At 36.4% G+C, this 25,479-nt stretch carries 20 protein-coding genes; 18 read left to right on the top strand and 2 right to left on the bottom strand.

Going from position 1 to position 25,479, the window contains the following annotated elements:
- The first annotated feature begins 7 nt into the window (after window positions 1–7).
- The 3 genes from JWQ54_RS26225 (at window position 8) to JWQ54_RS26215 (ending at window position 3,564) form a co-directional block, all read left to right on the top strand.
- A complete protein-coding gene (locus tag JWQ54_RS26225; protein ID WP_299590847.1) occupies window positions 8–1,222 on the top strand; it encodes a glycoside hydrolase family 76 protein in 1,215 nt (404 codons plus the stop codon).
- Between the two features lie 163 nt (window positions 1,223–1,385).
- Complete coding sequence (locus tag JWQ54_RS26220) at window positions 1,386–2,612, top strand: glycoside hydrolase family 76 protein (protein ID WP_299590846.1); 1,227 nt, start codon at window positions 1,386–1,388, stop codon at window positions 2,610–2,612.
- 223 nt (window positions 2,613–2,835) lie between these two features.
- Window positions 2,836–3,564, top strand: a complete 729-nt coding sequence (locus tag JWQ54_RS26215) for a hypothetical protein (protein WP_299590845.1) — start codon at window positions 2,836–2,838, stop codon at window positions 3,562–3,564.
- Window positions 3,565–3,644: 80 nt separating this feature from the next.
- Here the strand turns inward: JWQ54_RS26215 and JWQ54_RS26210 are convergent, their stop codons facing one another.
- Window positions 3,645–4,490, bottom strand: coding sequence for a DUF1080 domain-containing protein (locus tag JWQ54_RS26210; RefSeq protein ID WP_299590844.1), 846 nt, complete (start codon window positions 4,488–4,490; stop codon window positions 3,645–3,647).
- A gap of 239 nt (window positions 4,491–4,729) precedes the next feature.
- Entirely contained in the window at window positions 4,730–5,737 is a 1,008-nt protein-coding gene (locus JWQ54_RS26205; RefSeq protein WP_299590843.1) for a zinc-dependent alcohol dehydrogenase family protein, read from the bottom strand.
- A 490-nt stretch (window positions 5,738–6,227) separates the two neighbouring features.
- Between JWQ54_RS26205 and glmS the strand changes: the two genes are divergently transcribed.
- The 15 genes from glmS to asnB all read left to right on the top strand — a co-directional run bounded on the left by glmS (window position 6,228) and on the right by asnB (window position 25,463).
- Window positions 6,228–8,066 (top strand): glutamine--fructose-6-phosphate transaminase (isomerizing), encoded by a 1,839-nt coding sequence (glmS, locus tag JWQ54_RS26200; RefSeq protein WP_299590842.1) that lies wholly within the window; start codon window positions 6,228–6,230, stop codon window positions 8,064–8,066.
- A 511-nt stretch (window positions 8,067–8,577) separates the two neighbouring features.
- Window positions 8,578–9,336 (top strand): polysaccharide biosynthesis/export family protein, encoded by a 759-nt coding sequence (locus tag JWQ54_RS26195; protein ID WP_299590841.1) that lies wholly within the window; start codon window positions 8,578–8,580, stop codon window positions 9,334–9,336.
- Between the two features lie 34 nt (window positions 9,337–9,370).
- Window positions 9,371–11,713 (top strand): tyrosine-protein kinase family protein, encoded by a 2,343-nt coding sequence (locus JWQ54_RS26190; protein WP_299590840.1) that lies wholly within the window; start codon window positions 9,371–9,373, stop codon window positions 11,711–11,713.
- Window positions 11,714–11,982: 269 nt separating this feature from the next.
- Window positions 11,983–12,546 carry a UpxY family transcription antiterminator gene (locus JWQ54_RS26185; protein ID WP_299590839.1) on the top strand — a complete coding sequence of 188 codons (564 nt, stop codon included), beginning with the start codon at window positions 11,983–11,985 and terminating at the stop codon, window positions 12,544–12,546.
- The gene (locus tag JWQ54_RS26180; protein ID WP_299590838.1) at window positions 12,536–13,834 is read left to right on the top strand and encodes a nucleotide sugar dehydrogenase; all 1,299 of its coding nucleotides are present in this window, start codon (window positions 12,536–12,538) and stop codon (window positions 13,832–13,834) included. The genes JWQ54_RS26185 and JWQ54_RS26180 overlap by 11 nt, the downstream gene beginning before the upstream one ends.
- Before the next feature lie 11 nt (window positions 13,835–13,845).
- Complete coding sequence (locus JWQ54_RS26175) at window positions 13,846–15,285, top strand: lipopolysaccharide biosynthesis protein (protein ID WP_299590837.1); 1,440 nt, start codon at window positions 13,846–13,848, stop codon at window positions 15,283–15,285.
- Window positions 15,282–16,454: a DegT/DnrJ/EryC1/StrS aminotransferase family protein gene (locus JWQ54_RS26170; RefSeq protein ID WP_299590836.1), complete on the top strand. Its 1,173-nt coding sequence runs from the start codon at window positions 15,282–15,284 to the stop codon at window positions 16,452–16,454. Before JWQ54_RS26175 ends, JWQ54_RS26170 begins: the two co-directional genes overlap by 4 nt.
- Window positions 16,451–17,305 carry a glycosyltransferase gene (locus JWQ54_RS26165; RefSeq protein ID WP_299590835.1) on the top strand — a complete coding sequence of 285 codons (855 nt, stop codon included), beginning with the start codon at window positions 16,451–16,453 and terminating at the stop codon, window positions 17,303–17,305. The genes JWQ54_RS26170 and JWQ54_RS26165 overlap by 4 nt, the downstream gene beginning before the upstream one ends.
- A 23-nt stretch (window positions 17,306–17,328) precedes the next feature.
- The gene (locus JWQ54_RS26160; protein WP_299590834.1) at window positions 17,329–18,525 is read left to right on the top strand and encodes a glycosyltransferase; all 1,197 of its coding nucleotides are present in this window, start codon (window positions 17,329–17,331) and stop codon (window positions 18,523–18,525) included.
- A gap of 12 nt (window positions 18,526–18,537) precedes the next feature.
- Window positions 18,538–19,299: a DUF2334 domain-containing protein gene (locus JWQ54_RS26155; RefSeq protein WP_299590833.1), complete on the top strand. Its 762-nt coding sequence runs from the start codon at window positions 18,538–18,540 to the stop codon at window positions 19,297–19,299.
- A 74-nt stretch (window positions 19,300–19,373) separates the two neighbouring features.
- Window positions 19,374–20,633 (top strand): DegT/DnrJ/EryC1/StrS aminotransferase family protein, encoded by a 1,260-nt coding sequence (locus tag JWQ54_RS26150; protein ID WP_299590832.1) that lies wholly within the window; start codon window positions 19,374–19,376, stop codon window positions 20,631–20,633.
- On the top strand, window positions 20,630–21,247 hold the full coding sequence (locus JWQ54_RS26145; RefSeq protein ID WP_299590831.1) for a sugar transferase: 618 nt from the start codon (window positions 20,630–20,632) through the stop codon (window positions 21,245–21,247). The genes JWQ54_RS26150 and JWQ54_RS26145 overlap by 4 nt, the downstream gene beginning before the upstream one ends.
- 86 nt (window positions 21,248–21,333) lie before the next feature.
- Window positions 21,334–22,500 carry an O-antigen ligase family protein gene (locus JWQ54_RS26140; protein ID WP_299590830.1) on the top strand — a complete coding sequence of 389 codons (1,167 nt, stop codon included), beginning with the start codon at window positions 21,334–21,336 and terminating at the stop codon, window positions 22,498–22,500.
- A 30-nt stretch (window positions 22,501–22,530) separates the two neighbouring features.
- A complete protein-coding gene (locus tag JWQ54_RS26135) occupies window positions 22,531–23,592 on the top strand; it encodes a glycosyltransferase (RefSeq protein WP_299590829.1) in 1,062 nt (353 codons plus the stop codon).
- Between the two features lie 32 nt (window positions 23,593–23,624).
- Entirely contained in the window at window positions 23,625–25,463 is a 1,839-nt protein-coding gene (asnB, locus tag JWQ54_RS26130) for an asparagine synthase (glutamine-hydrolyzing) (RefSeq protein ID WP_299590828.1), read from the top strand.
- Window positions 25,464–25,479: the final 16 nt, after the last annotated feature.

The following is a 25,479-nucleotide window of genomic DNA, read 5'->3' as shown; positions in this document are numbered from 1 at the left end:
TTCATCTATGAGTACCTATTCAATTATTAGAATAAAATCTGCATTGTTTGTTTTGGCCGGGCTATCCCTGTTTAGCACAGTTGCTGTTGCCCAGCAGGACAAAAAATCGAAAGAATATTTGCAAAGAGCAGAGCTTATGTATAGTAAGATCTGGAAATACTATCGTGTTCCAAAATATAAATGCCTGTTCTTAGAAAATTACCCTTCATCAAAAAATGATTCTCTTGATTATATGCAAGGGGACAAGGTTAAGGAAAAAGAGGTTAGTTTTTTGTGGCCTTATTCAGGTGTTTTTTCCGCAACAAATGCATTGTTACAGATCCCGGCAGAGCATAAAAAATATCTGCCATACCTGGATAGCATGGCAATGGGAATGGAGAAATATCTTGACACCAAACGCAAACCGGTTGGTTACCAGGCCTATCCGTCAATGTTTGAAAAGGATGACCGTTATTACGATGACAACGGGCTTGTGGGTATTGAATATTTGGAAGCTTATTTTAACACAAAGAACCCACTTTACTTAACCCATGCCAAAACAGCTTTCAAATTTATTATAAGCGGATGGGATGATCAGCTTGGGGGAGGGGTTACCTGGCTTGAAGGACATAAGGACCAGAAGCCGGCCTGCAGTAACGGAATGGCTACATTGGTAGCACTTAAACTTTACCAGGCAACTAAAGATCCATATTATTTAACCTGGGGAAAACGCTTTTATAATTGGATGCATACCAATCTGCGCGACTCTGCCGGGGCTTATTGGAATGATAAAAAAACGATAGACGGCAAAGCTAATAAGGTTTACTATACTTATAATTCGGGCTCTATGCTTGAGGCAGGAGTGCTTTTATATCAATTTACACATAATAAGACTTATCTTAAAGATGCCCAGGTTACAGCGAATGGCGCATATAAACATTTCAGTGATCTGAAGCATGATCCGCATCTTTCCATTAGTATGGATTTGCCCTGGTTTGTAACAGTGCTGTTCCGTGGCTATGAGGCTTTATATAAGGTTGATGGCAATTATAACTATATAGAGACTATAGGAAAAGACCTTGATTACGCATGGCAAAATACAACTGATAAATACGGATTGCTAACAAATACTTGGACCGCTGACGATGCCCAAATTAAAAAGCCAAAATGGCTGCTTGATGAGGCTTGTATTGCTGAATTATACGCCCGGCTGAGTAAGCTGGAAAGTAGTAGAAAGAATTGATTATTAAATAAATATATAGTGAAATCTTGCTAATAAAAATGTACATACATTATTACATATTTAAATAAAGATAAGCTATGCATTAGCAATTATTTTAACAGATAGTTCGCTGGATTGGATGTGTTGGATTAATATAATAGAAACCAATTTAAAAATTAATATTATGAAAAAACAACACTTTATCAGGGGTTTAGCGGCATTGGCTTTTATTGCAACTATGGCCTCGTGCAAAAAAGACAATGTCAAAATTAATGCTGACCCGTCTAAAGCGAAAGATCAAACTACAAGCCATCTTAAGGTTAACGGGTCAACCTCGGCTTATTGGGCAAAAGCGCAGGATACACATGCATTTGTCGTAGGTAATATATTAACAAGCTACAATAGCTACAAAGTAAATCTCACAACAAACAGCTGCTATGAATGGTATAATGTAAGTCAGATTTATGCTGATGCTGCAATGATCCAGGCGGGTGATTCGAGGTATGCTTCTTATATGAATAATTCATACACGTGGATGAACCACATGTGGGACAGTTCTGCACCGACGGGTGGCTATTTTTCTGCTGCCAATGTTGATGGTTCCGGAGCAGGCGGTGATAAATATGTTGATGATAATTCCTTAAGCGGTCTTGTTTATCTCGATGCCTACAACGTAACTACAGGAACCACTCAAACCAACTATTTAAACTCGGCAAAAGCTGTTGCCAACTGGTTAATGAATAGCGGCCTGTGGGATACAACTTACGGGGGCGGGTTTTGGTGGCACTCAGGCACTAAGGACCTGAAGCCAACGCAAACCAATGGTTTAGCTATGCAGCTGTTTCTGAAATTATACCAGGTAACAGGGCAAACCTATTACCGCGACTGGGCAAACTCGGTTAAAACATGGTTGGAAACAAATATGTTTGATAGTACCACAGGCCTGTATATCTGGAAGATTGACGGAGGAGGTTCAGGTACCAAACACACTGAGAAATTTACTTATGATAATGCTATAATGCTTGAAGCTGATCTTTTATATGCCACCATAATGAGCAATAGCAGCTATACAACCAAAGCGCAGAATCTGGGCATTAGTATGAATACTACCTTGTGGAATAGCACTTACCATGTGTACATTTTTAATACAACAGATGGCAGGATCAACCCGGCCTGGTGTGTTTGGGGATCGCAGGCAATGATCAGGCTTTACCAGACTGATGGTAATACTGCCTGGCTTGATTATGCACAGCAAAATATAGATTACATGAACAGTAAATTACGAAATGTTACCAACTATGGTTACTATACATTTTGCAATTTTGACGGAAGTAACATAGATACCCGGATGGAAGGTGTTGACCAGGCGTGGATGCAAAGAACGCAGATCTTATTATCTAACTATCGTTAAACAAAACAAAGACAACGGTGTTTAAGGGATATAGTTGAACAAAATTATTTACGATTTAAGAAGAGCGTTCCGGGACGAGATCCGGAACGCATTTTTTTTTATTACATGTATAAAAGCCCGGAAAATAGCGGTAGGAGGGTTTCAAGTTGCATCTACCGCGACGTTCGACAATATTTATTTAGTTTTGCAGCCTCAAAGAAAACGACATCTCCTTAAATAAAAAATGAAGAAATCGATAATATATTCCTTGCTATTTACAATTCAGTTAATAACCGGCGCTTATGCTCAAAATAAAAAAGTGGCAGTTGTTACCTTTTATGTCAATAAGTTAATTGACGTAGCTAACACAGGCCCGGCCAGCATGACAGCTGCTTTTGCCCAACTTGGCGATGACCTTAAATTTAATATTGGGCCATTGCTCACAAATTTTCACGATCAATTCTTTGAAAACTACGCAAAGAGTTTTCCTTTTCAGCTTTTACCGGAAAATCAGGTTACAGGTAATGATGCTTATAAAGATTTTGCTCCGGAGAACGGTGGATTCAAGGATATTTTAAAAGGAAATACTTACGTCCCTGTTAATGGCTATAAAGTGATCCTGCCCTTAAAGGGAAATGCCAATGAAAAAAAGTTGCTTAACATTTTTGATCAATGTGATGGCATAATGAAAGTATACATCAATTTTGACCTGGAATCGAGGGGTTTAGGCCGGGTGGCGCTTGTAAAGGTTAATGCTCAGGTTAATATTGTATTATTTAACAGGAACGGCGATAAGATATTTTCAGTAAAAAAAGAGGCTTTGTCAAAAAAATCAGGTGCGCAGGTTGCCGGCATACCTTTTATCACTCCCGAAAAAATATTACCACTATGTGAAAGCGCCATGGATGAATTGATGATTGCTATGCAAAATGATTTGCCAAAAATGGCTGGAAAAGCGGATAGGAAGCTATAGCTCAATTTTTCCAATTGTGATATTTTACGGTATATGATTTAAAAGTATAAATAGAAAGCTTATGAAAAAAGCCTATGATCTTACTTAATAAATTCTGCAGGCAACCGGTTAATTGCCTGGATCTTTATTTGCCTGTAAAATAATTCTGCACCTTCTGATTGTATTTGAATTTTCCCCTTTGTAAGCGGTAACTCCTGTCCGTTATCCATTTGTTTGTTGTGATATAAAATCATCATTACTTTACCATTTATAACATGTATGCTGGTATCGCCATGGCAATATAGGTCTACCGTATTCCATTGGCCTGACGGATTTTCTGCATCAGTTCCCTTTATGCAATGCCTGCCTTGTTTAGTGCCTTCTTTAAAAGTGGTAAGGGTTCCCTGCGGATCGTAAACATAATCTGTATCCGATTTTTTAACTACAGGAATATCAGCAAAACCGCCCGCAACACCCCAAAAATCACCGCAATTGCCTTCTTCAATCTGAAATTCCTGCGAACGCATCCACGCACCATAATCTGCCCCGTATTTGCCAACTGAATGATACAACAGACCGCTATCTTTCTTTTTATTCTTTTTTTGCCCCCATGAAAGCGCGCCCCATTTAAACTGCAATTGGAGGTGATAATTTTCATATTCCTTTTTTGTGGATATGCCCCCCCAATTCTCACCCGAAATGCGAATTACATTTTCACCCCCATCTTTTACTATGGTAAAAACATGCCGGGGATCGTTATTCAGGCCTAAGGGTTCGCCGGTAATGGGTTTGCCACTATTATCCAGGTCAGGCCCAATATAAGTATCCCAGCCGGTAAGGTTTTTCCCATTGAACAATTGTTCCCAATGATCCTTTTTATCAATGGTTGTAAAACCAAATGCAATAAAGCAAAGTAATAGCGGCGGTATGAATTTAGCAGGTTTCATGGTAATATGGTTTAATTATCGAATATAGTAAATATACCTTCCAAAATCTAGACAGCCCCCCTTATAGCATAAAAATTACAATTGGAAAATGGTCAGGAATAAAAAAATGAAAAGTATTTATGTGCTTTCAAATCTTCCTGTTTTTCTGGTTAATTAAATCCTATACAGAATAACACTTTGCCTATTCACAATATCCTTTAAGATTTTAAAATACAATTTCCGGGAAAAGTCACTAATGTTCAATTCATCACAAGGACAGCTGCACTTTTTATTTTTCCTTGTCTTAACCTTTCAAGCGCCTCATTAGCCTGTTGCAAACTGAACAGTTCGGTCTCTGTATGGACAGGTACATTTTCCAGGACTTTAAAAAAATCCTGACCGTCCTTTCGGGTAAGGTTTGCTACAGATTGAACGGACCTTTCTTCCCACAATAAATCATAAGAAAAGGCTGGAATTTCGCTCATATGGATCCCGCCACAAATAACCTGTCCTGCCTTTTCCAGGTTTTTTAATGCCATTGGAATTAATTCACCTGCGGGTGCGAAAATTATTGCTGCATCCAATTTAACAGGCGGAACATCGGAGCTTCCGCCAGCCCACTTAGAGCCAAGTGTTTTGGCAAAGTTTTGTGTAGTTGTATCCCCATCTTTAGTAAATGAAAAAACGTTTTTGCCCTGTGACACTGCAATTTGTATCAGGATATGTGCTGCTGCACCAAATCCATACAATCCGATATTTTTTGCTGCGGAGTTAATCATTTTATAGGACCGGAAACCTATCAGGCCTGCACAGAGCAGGGGTGCTGCACCTGGTTTGCTGTGTTCATCATCAAGTAAAAAACAAAAGCGCGCATCCGCAACTGTATATTCAGCATACCCGCCGTCAATTGTATAACCGGTAAAGCCTGCATTGTTACATAGATTTTCCTTTCCTGTTTTACAAAATTTACAAATGCCGCAGGTATACCCCAGCCACGGTACACCAACAATGTCATTTACTTTAATGTTGAGAACATTATTGCCTTGAATAACTACTTTTCCAATGATCTCGTGACCAGGAACGAGCGGTAACTTAGGGTGATTTAGTTCACCGTCAACTACATGAAGGTCTGTACGGCAGATCCCGCATGCGATTACCTTTATCAATACCTGGTTTGCTGAAGGCGTGGGAACAGGCACCTCTTTATAAACCAGGGGCTTGCCCGGACTTTCCAAAACCATGGCGTTCATTGAAGTTGGTAAGCTCATTAGTTTAATCAACAGATCATCAGAAAATTTGTTTAAATAATTGCCTGGTAACCCTTTTTAATTGGTTTGACTTGCTATTTTTTAAGCAAAAATTGGGGCGTGTTTGCTTTGGGAGAATTGTTGTTGATAATAAGAATACTTTCCATAACATTCAATTTAATGTTCAATAATTAATCTATTGTAAATGGTGTAATTATGTTGCTCTGATAAATGATGATGGTCATGTTATTGCCTGCTAAACAAGACACATTCCTGATTTTCGGGAAACAAAAAATTAATTGAAAAATACATTAATTAACTATGATCCTAAGAGATTTTACAGAACCTGTAAACTGATTTAAAAATCTTTTACACATTCCAGCCTAAGAATTGTGACTTTATACAATTTTAGTTTCAATTGTATTAAGCCGCATCGTGTAGATAATCAATTAAATAACTTTGATTTATAAAAAAATTATAAACCGCTTAATTAATATTAATCTAAAAAATTATGTGTGGAATAGTAGGTTACGTAGGCTATCGTGATGCATGGCCAATAGTATTAAAAGGTTTAAAACGGTTAGAATATCGTGGCTATGACAGTTCAGGTATTGCTATTATTAACGTTGATGGTTTTAACGTTTTTAAGAAGGCAGGTAAGGTTTCAGTTCTTGATGACTTTGCCAAAGATAAAGACAGAAGCGGGCATATTGCCATTGGTCATACCCGCTGGGCAACACATGGGGCGCCGTCTGATATTAATTCTCATCCGCATAGTTCAAATGATAACCGTTTGCACATTATTCATAACGGCATAATTGAAAACTATTTAACGCTTAAAGAGGAATTAATTAACAGAGGGCATGAATTTAAAAGCGAAACTGACACTGAAGTTTTAATACATCTTATTGAAGAAATTCAAAATATAGAACAGACTGACCTGTTGGAAGCGGTTCGGTTAGCCCTTAATACTGTAATTGGCGCCTATGCTATTGTAATTATTGATAGGGGAAATCCTGACCAATTAATTGCTGCCAGAAAAGGAAGCCCACTGGTTATAGGTGTAGGCAATGGAGAATATTTTGTTGCCTCGGATGCTACTCCGATTGTTGAGTATGTTAAAAATGTTATTTATTTAAAAGATAACGAGATAGCGCTGATAAAACGTGAAGAGCTTTTAATAAAAAAATTGGATAATGTAATTCAAACCCCGTTAATACAGGAATTGGAACTTAAACTTGAAGCCCTTGAAAAAGGCGGTTTTGAGCACTTTATGCTAAAAGAAATATTTGAGCAACCCCGCTCAGTTAAAGACTGTATGCGAGGCCGCATTTATCCTGCAACCGGAAAAGTAGAGTTAGGAGGGATCAAAGCCTATGCAGATAAGTTAAAGGATATAAACCGTATAATAATTGTTGCATGCGGCACATCATGGCACGCAGGTTTAGCCGGAGAATATTTAATTGAAGAGTTTGCCCGTGTTTCAGTAGAAGTTGAATACGCTTCTGAATTTAGGTACCGCAATCCAATCATAGATGAAAAAGATATTGTAATTGCCATCTCCCAATCGGGAGAAACTGCTGATACTATGGCGGCAATAGAAATAGCTAAAGAAAAAGGTGCAACAATTTTTGGAATCTGCAATGTTGTAGGTGCGTCAATACCCCGAATTACACATGCCGGTGTTTATACACATGCCGGCCCTGAAATAGGGGTGGCCTCAACCAAGGCATTTACCGCACAAGTTACCGTGTTAACAATGATAGCTTTATACATTGCACAACAAAAAGGGACGTTAACGGCATCAAAATTAGCCAGCTTACTAACCGAGCTTGAAGAAATACCAGGGAAAATTCAGACACTTTTACTTGATAACGATTTAATTAAAGAAATTGCCGCACAAATTAAAGATGCTGGTAATTGCCTGTTCCTGGGCAGGGGCAGTGCTTTTCCTGTTGCATTAGAAGGCGCATTAAAATTAAAGGAGATCTCTTACATTCATGCGGAGGGATACCCGGCCGCCGAAATGAAACATGGCCCCATTGCGTTAATTGATGAGCAAATGCCAGTTGTTTTTATAGCCACAAAAAATTCTTCGTATGAAAAAGTAATAAGCAACATACAAGAAGTTAAAGCCAGGAAAGGAATAATTATAGCTATTGTAACAAAAGGTGATACCGAAGTTAAAAAAATGGCAGATTATTGTATTGAAATACCCGATGCCGATGAAGCCTTTTTGCCTCTTTTAGCAACCATCCCTTTACAATTATTGGCCTATCACATTGCCGTTATGCGCGGGTGTAATGTTGACCAGCCCCGCAATCTTGCTAAATCAGTTACGGTTGAATAAGTATCTGATAATAAGTATTAATATACACTGCACAAGCTAATGATCTTTGACCATCCCGGTCTTTACAAAATGTGCTCCTGAAATATATTGTCGCCCTATATTAACTAAAAACTTAAGTTAATATAGGGTTTATACAATGGCTTTATAGGTCCGCATAATAAAACTCGCCCCTCCTTGTTTTAATAACCTTTAAAATTCTCTTAAAAAGGTTAAAAATGTTTTAATGAATTTTTCATTTATTATGAAGAATTACGCTGTTTTTAATTGATTTCTAAATAAACCGCTTCAGATTGTCGATTAAAGTTAGTTCAATTCGGGCGTAAATAACCATTTTTTACACCACTTTTTACAGAGTTTGTAAACTTAGTTTAAGTCAATTATACAGGTTATGTATACCTTATGTTACCTTTTTACAATTTAAATTCAATCACTTAAATCTGTATTAAACTGACTTTCAAATAGATAAATTTGATTTATAAATAGATCAAGACCTACTTTAATTACGAAACTAATGACAAGATTTTTCCACCGTAGCTGCTTAATTTCCCTGTTAATTATAACAGGCTGCGCCCCTCAAAGAGACCTGGTATATTTTAGTAACATGGCAAATGCTACAGTAGTTAATGATCCTCAAAAGCAGGAAGTTAGAATTAAAGAGAATGACATTGTAAATGTTACGGTGAACAGCTTAAGCCCGGAATCAAATATTCTTTTTTCTGGCAATAAAAGTAACTCAACTGATGGGTCACCAAAAATTTACGGATATAAAGTGAGCAGGACCGGAACAATTCAATTACCGCTTATTGGAGAATTTAAAATTGAAGGGATGACAATTGAAGATGCCCAAACGTCCATTGCTTCAGAATTGAATAAAAATGTAAAAAACCCGGTTGTTGAAGTTCAGCTTGTAAATTTCAAAATTACCGTTATAGGGGAAGTAAATAAGCCTTCGTCATTTATAATTCCGGATGAAAAGGTAAATGTTCTTGAAGCTTTAGGCCTGGCCGGCGATATGACGGTATATGGCAAAAGAGAAAATGTACTGATCATACGCAACGACGGTACAACCAAATTAATGAAAAGGCTGAATTTGAATAAATTGGAATCGATGAATTCACCCTATTTCTATTTGAAGCAAAATGACATTGTTTATGTTGAACCGGATAGATCAAAAGCGGTAGAATATAGCCAGAATACACGTCTGCTGCCTTTAGTTATAGCTTCTATTTCCGCCGTTGCAGTTTTGGCTGCTGTGCTTTTAAAAAGATGATATAACTATTGCTTAATGTTAAAAATTAGCTAACATGGAAACAAATTTTATTTTAAAACAAGCCTTGCCCGCCAATAATTTCAGAGAGAATCTTAGGCCTTACCTAAGACGCTGGTACGTGTTTGTGATTACTTTGCTTGTTAGTTTACTGGCTGCGTGGGCTTATTTAAATTATACTACACCTTTATATAAAATTACCAGTACACTACAAATTCCCGATGATAAAAAGGGTGACGGAATACTTAAGGCAACTGCTTTTAGCGACCTAAACATGTTTATGGAAACAAAAACTGTGGATAATGAAATGGAAGTTTTACGTTCAAAGGACCTTATATATACTGCATTAAAAAAGTTAGACCTGGAAACATCATACTTTGAAGGTAATGGTTTTATGCAAAAGGAAATTTATGATAAAGAGCTTCCCTTTATTGTTAAAGTAAATAAACTGGCTAAAAGTGCATACATCAAACTGCTTCAGCTGCAAACGTACTCACAAAGCACTTTTTTACTGAAAGATGGAGAACATGCCTGGATATACAACTATGGCCAAACAATCCGGCATCCCGATTACGAATTTATAGTAAATAAAGGGCCTGGCATATCTGCTGACGATCAGATAGTTTATATTAAATTTAATAATTTAAGCAGAAAGGCCGCCGCTTATAGTAAAGGCTTATTACAGGTAAACCCTGTTATTAAAGAATCAAATACTATAATTATTAGTTTGACAGATGCTATACCTGACAGGGGTGTTAATATCCTAACCAATATAATAAATACCTACAATGCTGAAAATGTAAAGAAAAAAAATACCATGGCTGTAAATACCATTTTATTTATAGACAAACGGTTAAAAACTATGGAAGAAGAACTTTCATACACAGAAGGTGATATCGAGACCTATAAACAGCAAAATTCAGCCGCAGAAGTAGGTGCAGGAGCACAAGTCAATTTAACTAAGTCTGCAGAGTATAATCAATTGCTTGAAAGCTCAAATGTGCAGTTAGGCATAGTAAACTCCATTGAATCATATTTAAGTAATTCCAACAATAAATTCAATGTGGCTCCAAGTACAATGGGGCTTAAAGATCCTGTATTAAATACATTAATAAGCCGCTTTAATGATCTGCAGCTTGAGAGAAACAGGATGCTGAATAGTGCGAATATTAACAATCCCCTTGTTCAAAACCTTAGTGATCAAATTGAAGGTCTTCGCATTAACATTAAAGAAAACCTTAGTAATATTAAAAAAGGCTTTGTAATAGAACATAAGCAACTCAAATCTAATTCCGCGCATTATGATTCCAGGATCCGTTCTGTGCCTGCATTGGAACGGGGCCTTTTACAGCGCAGCAGAGAACAAGGTGTTAAAACTAATTTGTACCAATATTTATTACAAAAACGCGAAGAAACAGCGTTGTCTTTATCTGCAACCATTCCAACTTCCCAGCTAATTGATAAACCGGCTTATGACCCGGTTCCTGAATACCCCAAGCAGCAATTAACCTATTTGCTTGGAAGTGTTTTAGGCCTTTTAATGCCAGCTTTGTTTATTTATTTACGACAAAAACTAAACTTAAAAGTAAAATCTACTGAGAGTTTGCTTAACATATCAGGAGTAAGGGTACTAGGAGAGTTGTGTCATCATGATGAAGCTCAAAATCCGATAGCGATATATAAGGGCAGCACTACAAATATAGCGGAGCTGTTTAGATACATCCGAACCAATATCGGGCTATTAAACCAGGGGCTTCCGCATAAAGTAATGTTAATTACGTCGTGCATGAAGGGGGAAGGGAAAACTTTTTTTAGCATTAACCTGGCTTTAACGCTTGCTATGTTAAATAAAAAGGTTTTAATAATGGAGTTTGATTTACGCAAGCCTGATTTGCTTGATACTATGGGAATTAATCAGCAAAAAGGTATTACTGATTTTCTTGAAGGTGATACCGAAGAATTGCTTGAACATATTCAACCATATGAAAAATCTAATAATTTATATGTATTGGGGTGTGGTAAATTACCTGAAAACCCCGCTGAACTGCTTATAGACCGCCGTGTTGACATGCTTTTTGATAAGCTGCAGCCTGAATTTGATTATATCATAGTTGATACCTCACCGGTTGGAGCTGTTGCGGACGCTTTCAATTTAGCCAGGTTTGCTGAATTGAGCATTTATCTTGTTCGTTACAATTATACAACTACAGAACAATTAGATATTTTACGCGATATATACGAAAATAAAAAATTGAAAAATTTAATGGTTGTTCTTAATGATGCCACTAAGGAAAATCGTCAATCTTATGCATATGGAGGGTATGGGTACGCTTCAGCATATAGTAATGATAGTAATGCAGCCGGGAGGGGTACGAACTAATTTGTTTTGGCTTATCCCGGGTTTGATAAATTGTTAGTTTAATATTTATTGTTTTTGGAAAGTTTGGTCTGTAAGTGGAATGGCGAAGCTATACACTCTTCCCAAACTCTGATGCACCATTATTAATGGTTTAAATAACTATAAAAAGGATGCTTTTCCTCCAGGTTTTTTAAAGATCATATTCTACCACAGCTGCATCATGTAAGTGAGATGGCGAAGCTGTAAGTAACCTGGTATTGAGGACTATAATTTTCAATTCATTATATTTTATGGAAACCCAATTAAACTTAGCTAAAATACATATGGCTAATTTGTACGAAAGAAAATGGTTTGTTATTTATACCAGGCCAAGATGGGAAAAAAAGGTTGATAAACTTTTAAAAATGCAGGGAATAGAATCTTATTGCCCGCTTAGAGAAGTTCAAAATCAATGGGCCGATCGAAAAAAGGATGTTAGCCTTCCCTTATTTAGCTCATATGTTTTTGTACGACTTAATTTATATGAACACTCTAAGGTGCTGTATACCTTAGGCGTAATGGGTTTTGTGTACTATATGGGTAAACCTGCCATAGTGCGCGATAATGTTATTGATCAGATAAAAAACAATCTCACTATATACAAAGATATAGAGGTTGTAAACCTCCATGGTATTGCCATAGGGGATAATGTCAGGATAAAAGATGGTCTCCTGGTTAATAAGCTTGGTAAAGTAGTGCAAATCCAGGGAAAAAATGTGCTCATCGTGTTTGATAATATAAGTTGCGCACTTGTAACCCGTATTCCTCTTAAAAGTATAGCAATCCAAAATTCAAAACAAGATCATGAAAATTGAACAGTTAAATTATAAAATAGGTATTATAGGTTTGGGATACGTTGGTCTTCCATTAGCCGTAGAATTTGCAAAGAAATATAAGGTATTTGGTTTTGATATTAATGCTCATCGTATTGAGCAGCTTAAATTGGGACTGGATCACACAAAAGAAATTAGTGAGGCGCAATTAAAAGCTGTAAATACAGATGTTTGCACAACACCGGTTGGTTTATATTTAACTGATGAACTTGAAAAGCTAAGCGCATGCAATATATATATTGTAACGGTACCTACTCCTGTAGATAAAAACAACCGCCCTGATTTAACGCCATTAATAAATGCAAGTTTATTAATTGGCAAAATATTAAAAAGAAACGACATAGTGATTTATGAATCAACGGTTTACCCTGGGGTAACAGAAGATGAATGCATGCCGGTGTTAGAAAAGACATCAAAGCTTCGTTACAATATTGATTTTTTTGCCGGGTATTCTCCTGAAAGGATCAATCCCGGAGATAAACTTCACACCGTTGCCAATATTCGTAAAATCACATCGGGTTCAAATCTGGAAACTGCTGATATTGTTGATAAACTATATAGTTCTATTATTACAGCAGGCACTTTCAAGGCCGACTCAATTAAAGTAGCAGAAGCCGCTAAAGTTATTGAAAATGCCCAGCGTGATATAAATATTGCATTTGTTAATGAACTGGCCATGATTTTTAACAAACTGGGAATTGATACCCACAAAGTATTGGAGGCTGCAGGGACAAAATGGAATTTTTTAAATTTCCGCCCGGGCCTGGTTGGGGGGCATTGCATTGGGGTCGACCCTTATTACCTGGCGCAAAAAGCGCAGGAGGCGGGATATCACCCGGAAATTATTTTGGCCGGCCGGCGTATTAACGATTCAATGGGGGCTTATGTTGCTGACCAGTTTATTAAAGAAATGACATGTCGTGGTACATCACTAATAAATTCTGAAGTGCTTGTGCTGGGTTTTACTTTTAAAGAAAATTGCCCTGATGTTCGAAATACACGTGTAATTGATATAGTTAAGCGTCTTGAAGAATATAATATAAAAGTACACATTCATGACCCATGGGCTAATGCCGAGCAGGCCAGGCGTGCTTACGGTGTAATATGTGAGAACGGTGAATCAAAAAAAAGAACATATGACGGTATTTTACTTGCTGTGGCACACGAGGAATTTAAAGAAATGAACCTTAAAGACTTGTGTAAACCGCATACCGTACTATATGACTTAAAAGCCTTTTTGCCGGATAGCATAGTAAACGCCCGATTATAACAGATCCATATATGAATTATAAAGAAAGAGCTGTTTCAGGTTTGGTATGGTCATTATGGCAGCAAGTAAGTTCTAAAGTCGTTGGATTTTGTATCCAGATTTTTTTGGCTAGGATACTTGAGCCTTCGCAATTTGGATTAATTGCAATGCTATCCCTGTTTATTGCAGTAGGGAATATGTTAGTAGATGGAGGTTTAACAACTTCACTTATTCGCACAACTAATGCAGATCAACGGGATTTTTCAACAATATTTTATTTTAACCTGATTGGAAGCTGCATTTTGTATTCATTGCTGTTTTTTGGAGCGCCATTAATTGCAGGCTTTTATAATCAACCGTTGTTAAAAGCCATAGTTCGGGTTTACGGATTGATCCTGATTTTAAATGCATTTTTTAGCGTTCAAAGCACATTATTGGTTAAAGAACTAAAATTTAAGAGACAAACCAATATGCAGATACCTGCAGCTATAGCTGGCGGTATACTTGGTATAATATTGGCAAAAATGGGCTATGGCGTTTGGAGTTTGGTTTGGATGGGATTATGTACATCATTTTTATCAACCGCTATGCATTGGATCTTCTCCCCCTGGCGGCCAGCGCTATTGTTTGACAAGGAATGTTTTAAAAAGCATATAAATTTCGGCTATAAAATGACTTTATCGGGTTTCCTGGATACTGTTTATCAAAATCTTTATTCAATTATTATAGGTAAATATTTTTCTGCGGCTCAGCTTGGTTTTTATTCACGTGCTGATACTATAAGTCAATTGCCAATTGGAAATATTTCTGCAGCTGTTAATAAGGTTGCTTATCCCATGTTTGCTGAAATAGCTGATGATGCTTCTCAATTAAAAAAAGTTTATAAAAAACTAATGCAACAGGTGATCTTTTGGAATGCTCCTATATTGATTTTTTTATGTGTTATTGCGCAGCCGTTATTTCATTTTTTACTTACAGATAAATGGTTACCTGCAGTTCCTTATTTTAAAATTTTGTGTATAAGCGGAATAATGTACCCTCTGCATGCTTATAATCTGAATATATTAAAGGTAACGGGTAAAAGTGCGTTGTTTTTAAAACTGGAGGTTATTAAAAAAGTACTAAGCGTTATAGGGATATTTCTCTTCATCCCCTTTGGAATTTATGGATTGTTATATTTTCAGCTCGGTTTTAATTTCTTAGCCTATTTTATTAATTCCACATACAGCGGCCGGCTTATATCTTATCCAATGAAGGAACAAATAGAAGATATTCTCCCAATCTTACTATTAGCCGGCACTATAGGCTTAGGCTGTTACTTTCTCGACATGATGCTTGAACTGCTATTTATTCACTCTGTTATTCGAATTGGCATAGTTTGCATATTTTATATGGTTTTTTATTATGGTTTTAGCCTATTGATAAAAATTTCTGCACTAAAAGATTTTAACCAATTAATTCTAAAAAGATGATACCAGTAACCAAACCATTTTTGCCTCCTGAAAAGGAGTATGAAAACTACGTGAAAAGTATTTGGGAAAGGCAATGGCTAACAAACAACGGGCCCTTGGTAAATACACTTGAATTAAATCTAAAGGAGTACCTGGGAGTCAAACATTTATTGTTTGTAACCAACGGGACTATAGCCTTGCAGGTAGCAATAAAAGCATTAAACCTAAGTGGTGACATAATTACTACACCTTTTTCATTTGTAGCAACTACCAGCAGCATTGTATGGCAGGGATGCAATCCTGTATTTGTTGATATTGATCCTGAAACATTCAATATTGATGCGAGTAAAATTGAAGCTGCAATTACGCCAAAAACCTCGGCTATACTTGCAACCCATGTTTTTGGCAATCCTTGCGATATTACAGCTATACAACAGATTGCAGAAAAATACAGTTTAAAAGTAATTTATGATGCTGCTCATTGTTTTGGTACGATGTATGACAACAAATCAGTATTTGATTATGGGGATATAAGCATTACCAGCTTTCATTCAACTAAATTGTTTCATACAATTGAAGGCGGGGCCGTATTCACCCGTGACCCAGAATTGCTTAGAAAAATGGCTTTGATGCGTAATTTTGGCTATTCAGGCATAGACACCTTTTCAGAACAAGGCATCAACGCTAAAAATTGTGAATTTCATGCAGCCATGGGTTTATGTAACCTAAAACATGTTGACGAAATACTTAAACAAAGGAAGCTGTTATACGAGCATTACCTGGTGCGCCTTGCTAATCTTGACGTTAAATTTCAAAAACTTGAAAATAAACAGGGATACAATTATGCCTATTTTCCGATAGTTTTTAAAACCGAAGATTTGATGAAAGATAGTAAAGATAAGTTGGAACTTGCACAAGTTTATTGCCGGCGATATTTCTATCCTTCATTATCGGCGCTGCCTTATGTAAATAAAATGGATATGCCTTTTTGTGATTCAATTGCATGCAGGATTGTTTGCCTGCCGCTATACCACACGCTAACATTTTCAGACCTGGATCTTATTTGCAGGTTATTATTGCGGACTCAAAATTTTGAAGATGGAGAAAAAAACAAACAAAAGCTGCCGGTTACGTTGATGCCTAATCAAATTGCACCTGTTACCAGTGTAAAATTAAATGGAACAATATGAATGATGAGATTATGGTTAGCATATGCTGCCTCACTTATAATCATGAAAAGTTTATTGCACAAGCCATTGACAACTTTCTACTACAACAAACAAACTTCCGTTTTGAAATAATTATTGGCGATGATTGTTCAACAGATAACACCTCTAATATTGTTAAGTTATTTTTAAGCAAGTATCCTGATAAAATAAAAGTTGTTTCGGCTGCCGGTAACAAAGGGATCCACCAAAATTTAATTAGTTGTATTAATACATGTAAAGGAAGATATATTGCCCTTTGTGAGGGAGATGACTATTGGACTGATAAGCTTAAGTTGCAAAAGCAAGTAGACTTTTTAGAAAACAATCAGGATTATGTTATATGCTGCCATTATACCCGGGTAGTTGATGCCAGCAATCATACCCTTTATGTACACCCAAAGCCAACACCATTAGTACATACCTATTTTGATTTGCTTGCAGGGAAACAAGAAGAAACTAAAACCGCAAGTGTTTTATACCGGAATATTCCTAAAATTCATCAGCTGTTTGCAAATCCATGGTTTTTTAGTTGTTATGCGGGCGATAAAATTTTTAAGCTTTTTGCTACACTTCATACCGACAGCAAAATTTATGTAATACCGGAAGTGATGAGCTGTTATCGAAATCATGAGGGAGGCGTTTGGAGTATGATTAATGCAAAAATTAGAATGGAAAGAATGATCAGTGATTTTAACCTTATTATCAAACATTTTACTTACCCGGCATTGCAAAAGAAAAAACTATTGCTTTTATATATAAGGCGATACCTTTTATTTGAGTTACGTAATAAACAGCTTCGCAAAGCTTATGATACGGTAAAATATTTGCTTTAAGGTATTTAAGAGTTATATCAAAAATGAAAACAAAGCCTGCTGTCTCAGAAAAGCAACGGTTATTCTTTATTATTCCCTCGTTAATGAGGGGCGGAGCCGAAAGGGTTTTAATATCCCTGGCAAATTATTTTAACCAATTAAATTTTGAAACATTTATTGTTTCATTAAATACTAATACACCAGCTTATCCAATTGATGAGGGCGTAAAGGTTATTTATATTTTAAAGCGCGATAAAAATTTTCCGGGGCATAGAATTTTCTATGTTTTGCAAACCTTTTATAAGCTAATAAAATTATTACTGGAGCATAAACCGGTTTTCGTTGTATCCTTTATTACTTCAGCAAATATTTGGGCCGGTATTACCTGTAATATTAGCAGGACACCTTACCTGGTTTCTGAAAGGACATCGCCCAATCGTACTGTTAATCAATTTGGTTATTTTCATAAACGCTTAGCTGCCTTGATATACAAAAAAGCAGCAGCTGTTGTGGTTAGCGCTAAAGGAGTTGAAGATTGTTTGCTGCAAAATGAGGCCTTTAAAAACCTTGATAACATATATAGAATAACTAATGCTGTACCATTATTTAATCCAGTATCTTCTGAAAAAGTACATCATCGTAAATTTATTCTTGGAGTAGGCCGGTTGGCTTATGTTAAAGGTTTTGATATGCTTATAGCAGCCTATGCTAAAGCCAGACTTGACGATATTGATTTACTTATTATTGGGGAAGGTGAGGAAAGGGCCAACCTCATTTGCCAGGTTTATAATATCGGGTTACGGGAAAGGGTAATATTACCAGGTTCTAAAACTAATTTGCAGGATTATTACAGCCAGGCTGAGATGTTTGTTTTGCCATCCAGGAACGAAGGTTATCCAAATGCACTGGTTGAAGCTATGAGTTTTGGTTGTCCGTGTGTAGCAATGAATTGTGATTTTGGTCCTTCAGAAATCATTACAAATTGGCATAATGGTGTTTTAATCCCAAGAAACTCCATCACAGCAATGGCTGATGCAATAGGAAGGATAATGATTGATCCTGAACTAAAAGCTGAGCTTGGAAATCACGCCTTAAATATTAATGACACTAATAATGCCGATAGAATTCTTAAGGATTGGGAGAATCTGATTTTAAAACAGGTTTATAAATCCTCAAAAATCGGTAAAAAGACCAATGGGATCTTAACGCATCCTAAAGATGCTATTGTAATAAAACCTTAAATCAATTATAAAATGTTGCAGTATTTAATCCGTTTAGATGATTTGTGCCCAACAAATGATCTGCAGAAATGGGAGCGTTTTTTTAAATTGTTTGATCGTTACGAGATAAAACCCATAATTGCCGTAATTCCTGATAATCAAGATCCTAAGTTAAACGCATGCGGAAGTTTTAATCCGGATTATTGGCAAATGGTCCGTCAACTGCAAGATAAAGGATACACAATTGGGATGCATGGTTTTGAACATCGGTATCAGAATAAAAATTCAGGTTTGTTTAAACTTAATAGACGTTCGGAATTTGCGGGTTTAGCACTGCACACACAGGAAGCAAAGATAAAAGCTGCGGTAAAGATTTTTAAGCGTGAAAATGTACAAGCTTCATTGTTTATTGCACCCGCTCATACGTTTGATACTAATACCCTTATTGCTTTGGTCAGAAACTCTGAAATACAAACAATTAGCGATGGGTTATTAAAATCACCATATACGCGGCTGGGTTTCAGGTGGATCCCGGTACAGTTGCCTGAGGCTACTGTTAAAGCAAACAATACCTGGACATTCAATTATCACCCTGAAACATGCTCTGATGAAGCATTTTATAAGCTCGAAGAATTTATAGCAAAATACCATACCCGGTTTGTCTCCATCTCTGATTTAAACTACAAAACTTATACTTTGATGGATTACCTCACGGAGCAATATTTTATCTACATGCGCTTGACAAAGGATTTTATAAAAGACATAATAGCTCACTTTCGGGGTATAAGCCTCTAATATCAAATGTTCGCCTTCTATTACTAATGTGTCTCATTATCATTTAGTTTAAACTCCTACTAATCAATAAAATTATGAACATTGCATTTGCACCACCGTATATCGATCAATCGGTTATTGACGAAGTTGTAAGTACGCTTAACTCCAAGTGGATAACTACAGGCCCTAAGGTTATTGCGCTTGAAAATGAGGTGAAAAAGCTCACTTCTTCAGATGCTGCCATATGTGTTAACTCATGGACGTCTGGAGCCATATTAATGCTGAAGTGGTTTGGAATAAAAGCAGGTGATGAAGTGATCGTACCCGCCTATACCTATTGTGCTACGGCGTTGTGTGTGTTGCATTGTGGAGCAACTCCTGTAATAGTAGATGTAAACGATGATTTTTGTATATCATCAAAGGCTGTGCTTAAAGCAATAACTCCTAAAACAAAAGCAATAATTGCTGTGGATATTGCCGGATGGCCCTGTGATTATGAAAAATTGAATAATATAATAAGGATGCCGGAAATAAACAGTTTGTTTAATGCCGAATCCAACAAACAAAGAGCTTTAGGAAGAATATTACTAATTGCGGACGCGGCTCACTCCCTTGGGGCAACAATTAACGGTTTGGCCGCAGCGAAGCAAAGTGATATTGCCATTTTCTCCTTCCATGCGGTTAAAAATATCACCACTGCCGAAGGAGGATGTATTTGTTTAAATCTACCCCCGGCATTTGATACCTACGAGGAGTATCAGTATTTAAAGATGTATACATTAAATGGGCAAAATAAGGATGCATTTGCTAAATCCAGGGGCGCCGGTTGGAAATACGATGTACTTTTCCAGGGCTTAAAAGTTAACATGCCTGATATATGTGCCGCTATAGGATTAGCACAAATTAAAAAATACGAGTGTGCGCTTCTCCCTGTTAGAAAGCTGATCGCTTTAAAATACTGTAAAGGTTTCAAGAAAATGAATTGGTTCATGGCACCCCCGCTTCTTAAGGACAACCGCGAATCATCCTACCACATATTTGCTTTGAGAATTAAAAATTTATCGGAGTTTCAGCGTGATCAGATTATTGAAGATGTAGTTAGTAAGGGTGTGGCTGTAAATGTACATTTCATACCATTACCAATGTTAACATTCTTTAAAAGTCTGGGGTATAAAATAAGTGATTATCCATCATCTTATTTGCAGTTTTCAAGAGAGATCTCATTGCCAATTTACCCCCAATTAACCAATGCTGAATTAGATTTTATTATAGAAACGGTAATAGGCTCAGTAAATGCTGTAATGGGTTATGTAAAAAGCGAGGCTATAGCTTTGGACTATAAAGTTGAGGCGTGATAAATATAGGAGGACTAAAAATGATTATTAAGAGAATTTTCGATATCGTTTTTGCACTTGCATCAATTTTTTTGCTGACCCCTTTGTTTTTTTTAATTGCAGTATTTATTACGCTAAACTCAAATGGTGGAATATTTTACATGCAGAATAGGGTAGGAAAAAATGGCTGTGTATTTAAACTTTTTAAGTTCAGAACTATGTTTATTAATTCAGACCACCTTGGATTATTAACCATCGGTAATCATGATCATAGAATTACCCCGGTTGGTTATTGGCTGCGCAAATTCAAACTCGACGAGTTGCCACAATTATTTAATGTTCTTATTGGTGATATGAGTTTTGTTGGCCCCCGACCCGAAGTTAATAAGTACGTAAAATTATATAACGAGACGCAACTCAGGGTTCTGAGTGTTAAGCCAGGCATAACAGATTGGGCATCTATTCAATATTTTAATGAAAATGAATTGCTAGCACATTCTGATGACCCCGAAAAATTTTATATAGATGAGATAATACCTTCTAAAATTATTCAAAACCTGGGATATATTGATAGACGGAGCTTTTGGATGGATATTAAAATAATGCTCTACACACTAAAAAGGCTAATTAATTAAAATCATCCGTTAATATGTTACTCAAAAAGTTCATTTTTTATTTTTCAATAATCTTCTATTTGTACACACTTGCATTTGGAATGTTCATGACAGATTTTTTAAAAGTACCGGCCCCTATACTTTTTGGTTCGCTGCTATTATTCTTTCTGGAAAAGCCCTTGCGGTATTCTGATTTTACATATTACAAGGAAATGCTGGTGTTCACTTTAGCTGTATTTTTATATTACATAGTTGGCATGGGCGACTACATAGCATTTTTTGCAATATTCGTTACAATTTTAACCTGCTCGCTATACTTCAATTATTTTGTCGGATTAAGTAAAAAGCGTTTTAATCTTTCAGTTTTTATAATGTTTATACTATTGATGGGTTCAATGCTTATAATGGTTTTAGATCATCCTTTTCCATCTATAATTGATCCGCTGCGAAGCAGGATGCTTGACGAGCAAGTAAAGCAAAGCCCGGCAGGGCTGGCAACAACACAGTTCACCTTTGGGTATCAAATAGCTGCCTTCACAGTTTTTGCTTTTGTTGCGGCATGTACTTTCAGGCAATATCTTTTAGTGAAAATTATTGTTTTTTGTGTTTGCATAACCTCTATTTATTTAGGTATGAATCGTTCGGCATTTATAAGTTTTGGGGGGGCGGTAGTGTTATTCTTGTTAATTTATTATCGGTTTAAGGCTGTGTTGCTTATTGCTGCAACTGTAATTTTAGGTTTTGCTGTTTATACCTATGTGTTAAAGGGAAATTTGGATGAAAAAAACAATATCATGTCCAAAAATCAGGCAAAGGAAGCTAATGAGTTTAACCGTGTGGATCTTGCTGCAGAAAACCTGAAAATTTTAGCTGACTATCCTTTTGGTATTATTTTTTACGGGAAAAGTTGGGAGGAGGTAACCTACAGAAATCAAACGTTTACATTCGGACTAACCTCGCATAATGCCTATTTAATGTTTATTACCTACCTGGGGCCAATTTTAGGCTTAGGTATATTAATTATAATTTATTACAAAATTGCACAGTCGTTTTGGCAAACAATGAAAAATATCCGGTTAAAACAAAACGCATTATATGTAGCCTTGTTATTTTCTTTTATAGCGGTGTCTTTAAATGCTTTATCGCACAACGGATGGCTTATGAGTGTTGATGGGCCTACCATATTTCTATATTTTGCTATACTACAGTATCAAAAAATTGATGCTCATCAAATAGAAGATGAGCCCATTAAAGACATAGCTGTTGTTTACTAAAATTCGCCTTTCACTTATCTCGTATTTTATATGAAAAAGAAGATATTTCTTATCGTAAGTTCGCTTGGTGCAGGCGGCTCGGAGCGGGTTTATTGGTTGCTTTCACAATATTTTAATAAAGAGGAATATGAAGTGTCGGTTATTTATCTGAATGCCTTTGAGCAATGTTTTGATAAAAATATTTCAGGCATCAAATTTATTGATCTTAAAACCATTAAAGCATCCAGATCGTTTTTTAAATTGTATAAACTTATTAGAAAAGAAAAACCATTTGCCGTTTTTTCAACCACAGATCATATTAATATTTTAACAGCTATTGTTTCCTGTTTTGTTAAAATCCCCAATTTAATAGCAAGGATGTCCAACAATCCACAGCAAATGAAACTATTTTATGGGTTCAAGACCAGGTTTTATAACCTCTTTACAAAAATATGCGCAATCCGTTTTGATTTTATTGTGTGCCAGTCAGAAGAAATGCTTCAATCAGTATCAGCTTCATACGGCATTCGCCCGGGCAAATTAAAAGTTATACATAATCCAATCAATGAAACTACCATTTTAAAAAACGATAAATCTATATCAGGCTTAAAAAGATTAATAATTGTTAGCAGGTTAACCAAAGAAAAAGGCTTATTCAGGTTATTAGAAATTATAAAGGAATTACCACAGAATTACGTTTTGACAATTGTAGGCGATGGACCTTTAATGACTTTACTTAAAGCAAAGGTTAGCTCAAGCAATCTTGAAAATCGTGTAGTATTTAAAGGAGAAATTAATGATGTATCATCACAAATTTCAAAACATGATTTACTGGTTTTAAGCTCATTTACAGAAGGGTTCCCTAATGCGATCCTTGATGCACTTTCAGTTGGAGTTCCTGTTGTTACATTTCGTGTTGGGGGGGTAAAAGAATTGATTCGCGAAGGCTTTAATGGTTTTATTGCAGAACAAGATGACATCGTAACATTAAGAAGACAGATAATACGCGCTTGTAATCAGGCATGGCAGCATGATAAAATTAAAGCAGATATAAATGGAAGGTTTGCCCTTGATACAATAGGGCGGGCCTATGAAAATCTCCTGCTTCAATAAATTTCCTATTACCATTGATTTAAATTTTTTATATGTGTGGAATTTACGGCTCTACAGCTAATTATACAGACAATGAAGTAAGGGCAAAGTTAGCCCGGGCCCAATTTAGGGGGCCTGATTACTCATGTTTTGAACGTGTTGACTCGGTTATTCTGGGTCATAACCGCCTTGCAATTTTAGATCTTGACCATCGCTCGGATCAACCTTTTACCTATGAGTATTTGAAACTGGTCTTTAACGGTGAAATATATAACTATAAACAGTTAAGATGTAAATTAGGAACACTGGGATATATATTTACAACGGATTCTGACACAGAAGTTATTGCAGCTGCTTACCTGGAATATGGAGAAAACTGCGTGGACTATTTTAATGGGATGTTTTCCTTTGTAATTTACGATAGAAAGAAACAAAAGTTTTTTGGAGCCAGAGACAGGCTTGGCAAAAAGCCTTTTTATTACGCTTATAACGGAATTACCTTTGAATTTGCCAGCCAGCCTGCACAAATTTCCCTCGGAAGAAATACAAATTTAGACGAACGCAGCATCAGTGAATATTTTATTTGGGGATACATACCCGAGCCCCGGTCGGCATGGAAAGAAATTAAAAAGCTTAAGGCCGGTCATATTTTTAGTTTTTATCTGAATACCTGCGAGTTTACTACAACAAAATATTGGGACCTGGATCTTAATATTGGCCAATATGACGGGACTTATTTAACCGCCAAACAAGAACTTAAACAGCTATTAGCAAATTCAGTTAAAATAAGGCTGCATGCCGATGTAAATCTTGGTGTATTCTTATCAGGCGGTATTGATTCTTCATTAGTTGCAGCGCTTGCAACTGAAAACATTAACAGAGTAAAAACATTTTGTATTAAGTTTAATGAAAAAGGGTTTGATGAGAGTGTATTTGCTGAAAAAATTGCTAGGCATTTACAAACAGATCATCATGTAATTGAGTGTTGTGCAAAAGAGGGGCTTGACTTAATTGAAAACTTTGGTGAATACTTTGATGAGCCTTTTTCAGATTCAAGTGCAATACCCACATTATTGTTAAGTAAATACACCAAAAAACACGTAACAGTAGCCTTAAGCGGCGATGGCGGCGATGAAAGCTTTATGGGGTATACAAGGTATCGATGGATAAAAACGGTGCACTATCTTTTTAAATACCCGATTGTTTTAAGGAGAGCGCTCTCAAGCTTGATTGCATTATTACCGGGGTACCGTAATCAACTTATAGCTATGGGGATTTGTACTGAAAAAATAGAATTTCTTTATGCCCTTATGCTCGGCGGGCTGGAGTATTCATGGCTAAAGCAACCGGAGCGGGGCATGGATGTTCCGTTTATGAATATTTGGGCAGGTAAAAACCTAAGTATTTTACAAAAAATGTCAGCATTTGATGTTAAAACTTATTTAAATGGTGATATAAATACGAAGGTAGACAGAGCCTCTATGGCATTTGCTATTGAGGCGCGGGCCCCGCTTATGGATCACCGTGTTGTAACCTTTGCTCAACAGCTCCCTGATTGTTACAAATATAATAATGGCGTACAAAAAAGAATTTTAAAAGATATTTTATATCAATATGTTCCGAAACACTTTTTTGAAAGACCCAAATCAGGCTTTACTATGCCATTGGAGTCGTGGTTTAGAAACGAATTAAAAGATTATGTGCTGGATAATCTATCAGTAAGTCAACTAAAAAACATCCCTGGTATTGATGTCGCAAAAACATCTATAATGATACAGCAGCACATGGAAGGAAAGTGGAACCGGTTTCCCCAAATATGGAAATTATTGGTGTTTAGCCAATGGCTGAAAAATCAAAAATTTAATCAGGCCCAGGTATATCAAACGGCTTAAAAGTATTTTTAAAATT

Origin of the sequence: Mucilaginibacter sp., from assembly GCF_028288225.1 — a bacterium.
Lineage (GTDB): Bacteria > Bacteroidota > Bacteroidia > Sphingobacteriales > Sphingobacteriaceae > Mucilaginibacter.
The sequence above is the reverse complement of the archived record's forward strand: the minus strand, read 5'-3'. Positions and strand labels throughout refer to the sequence as shown.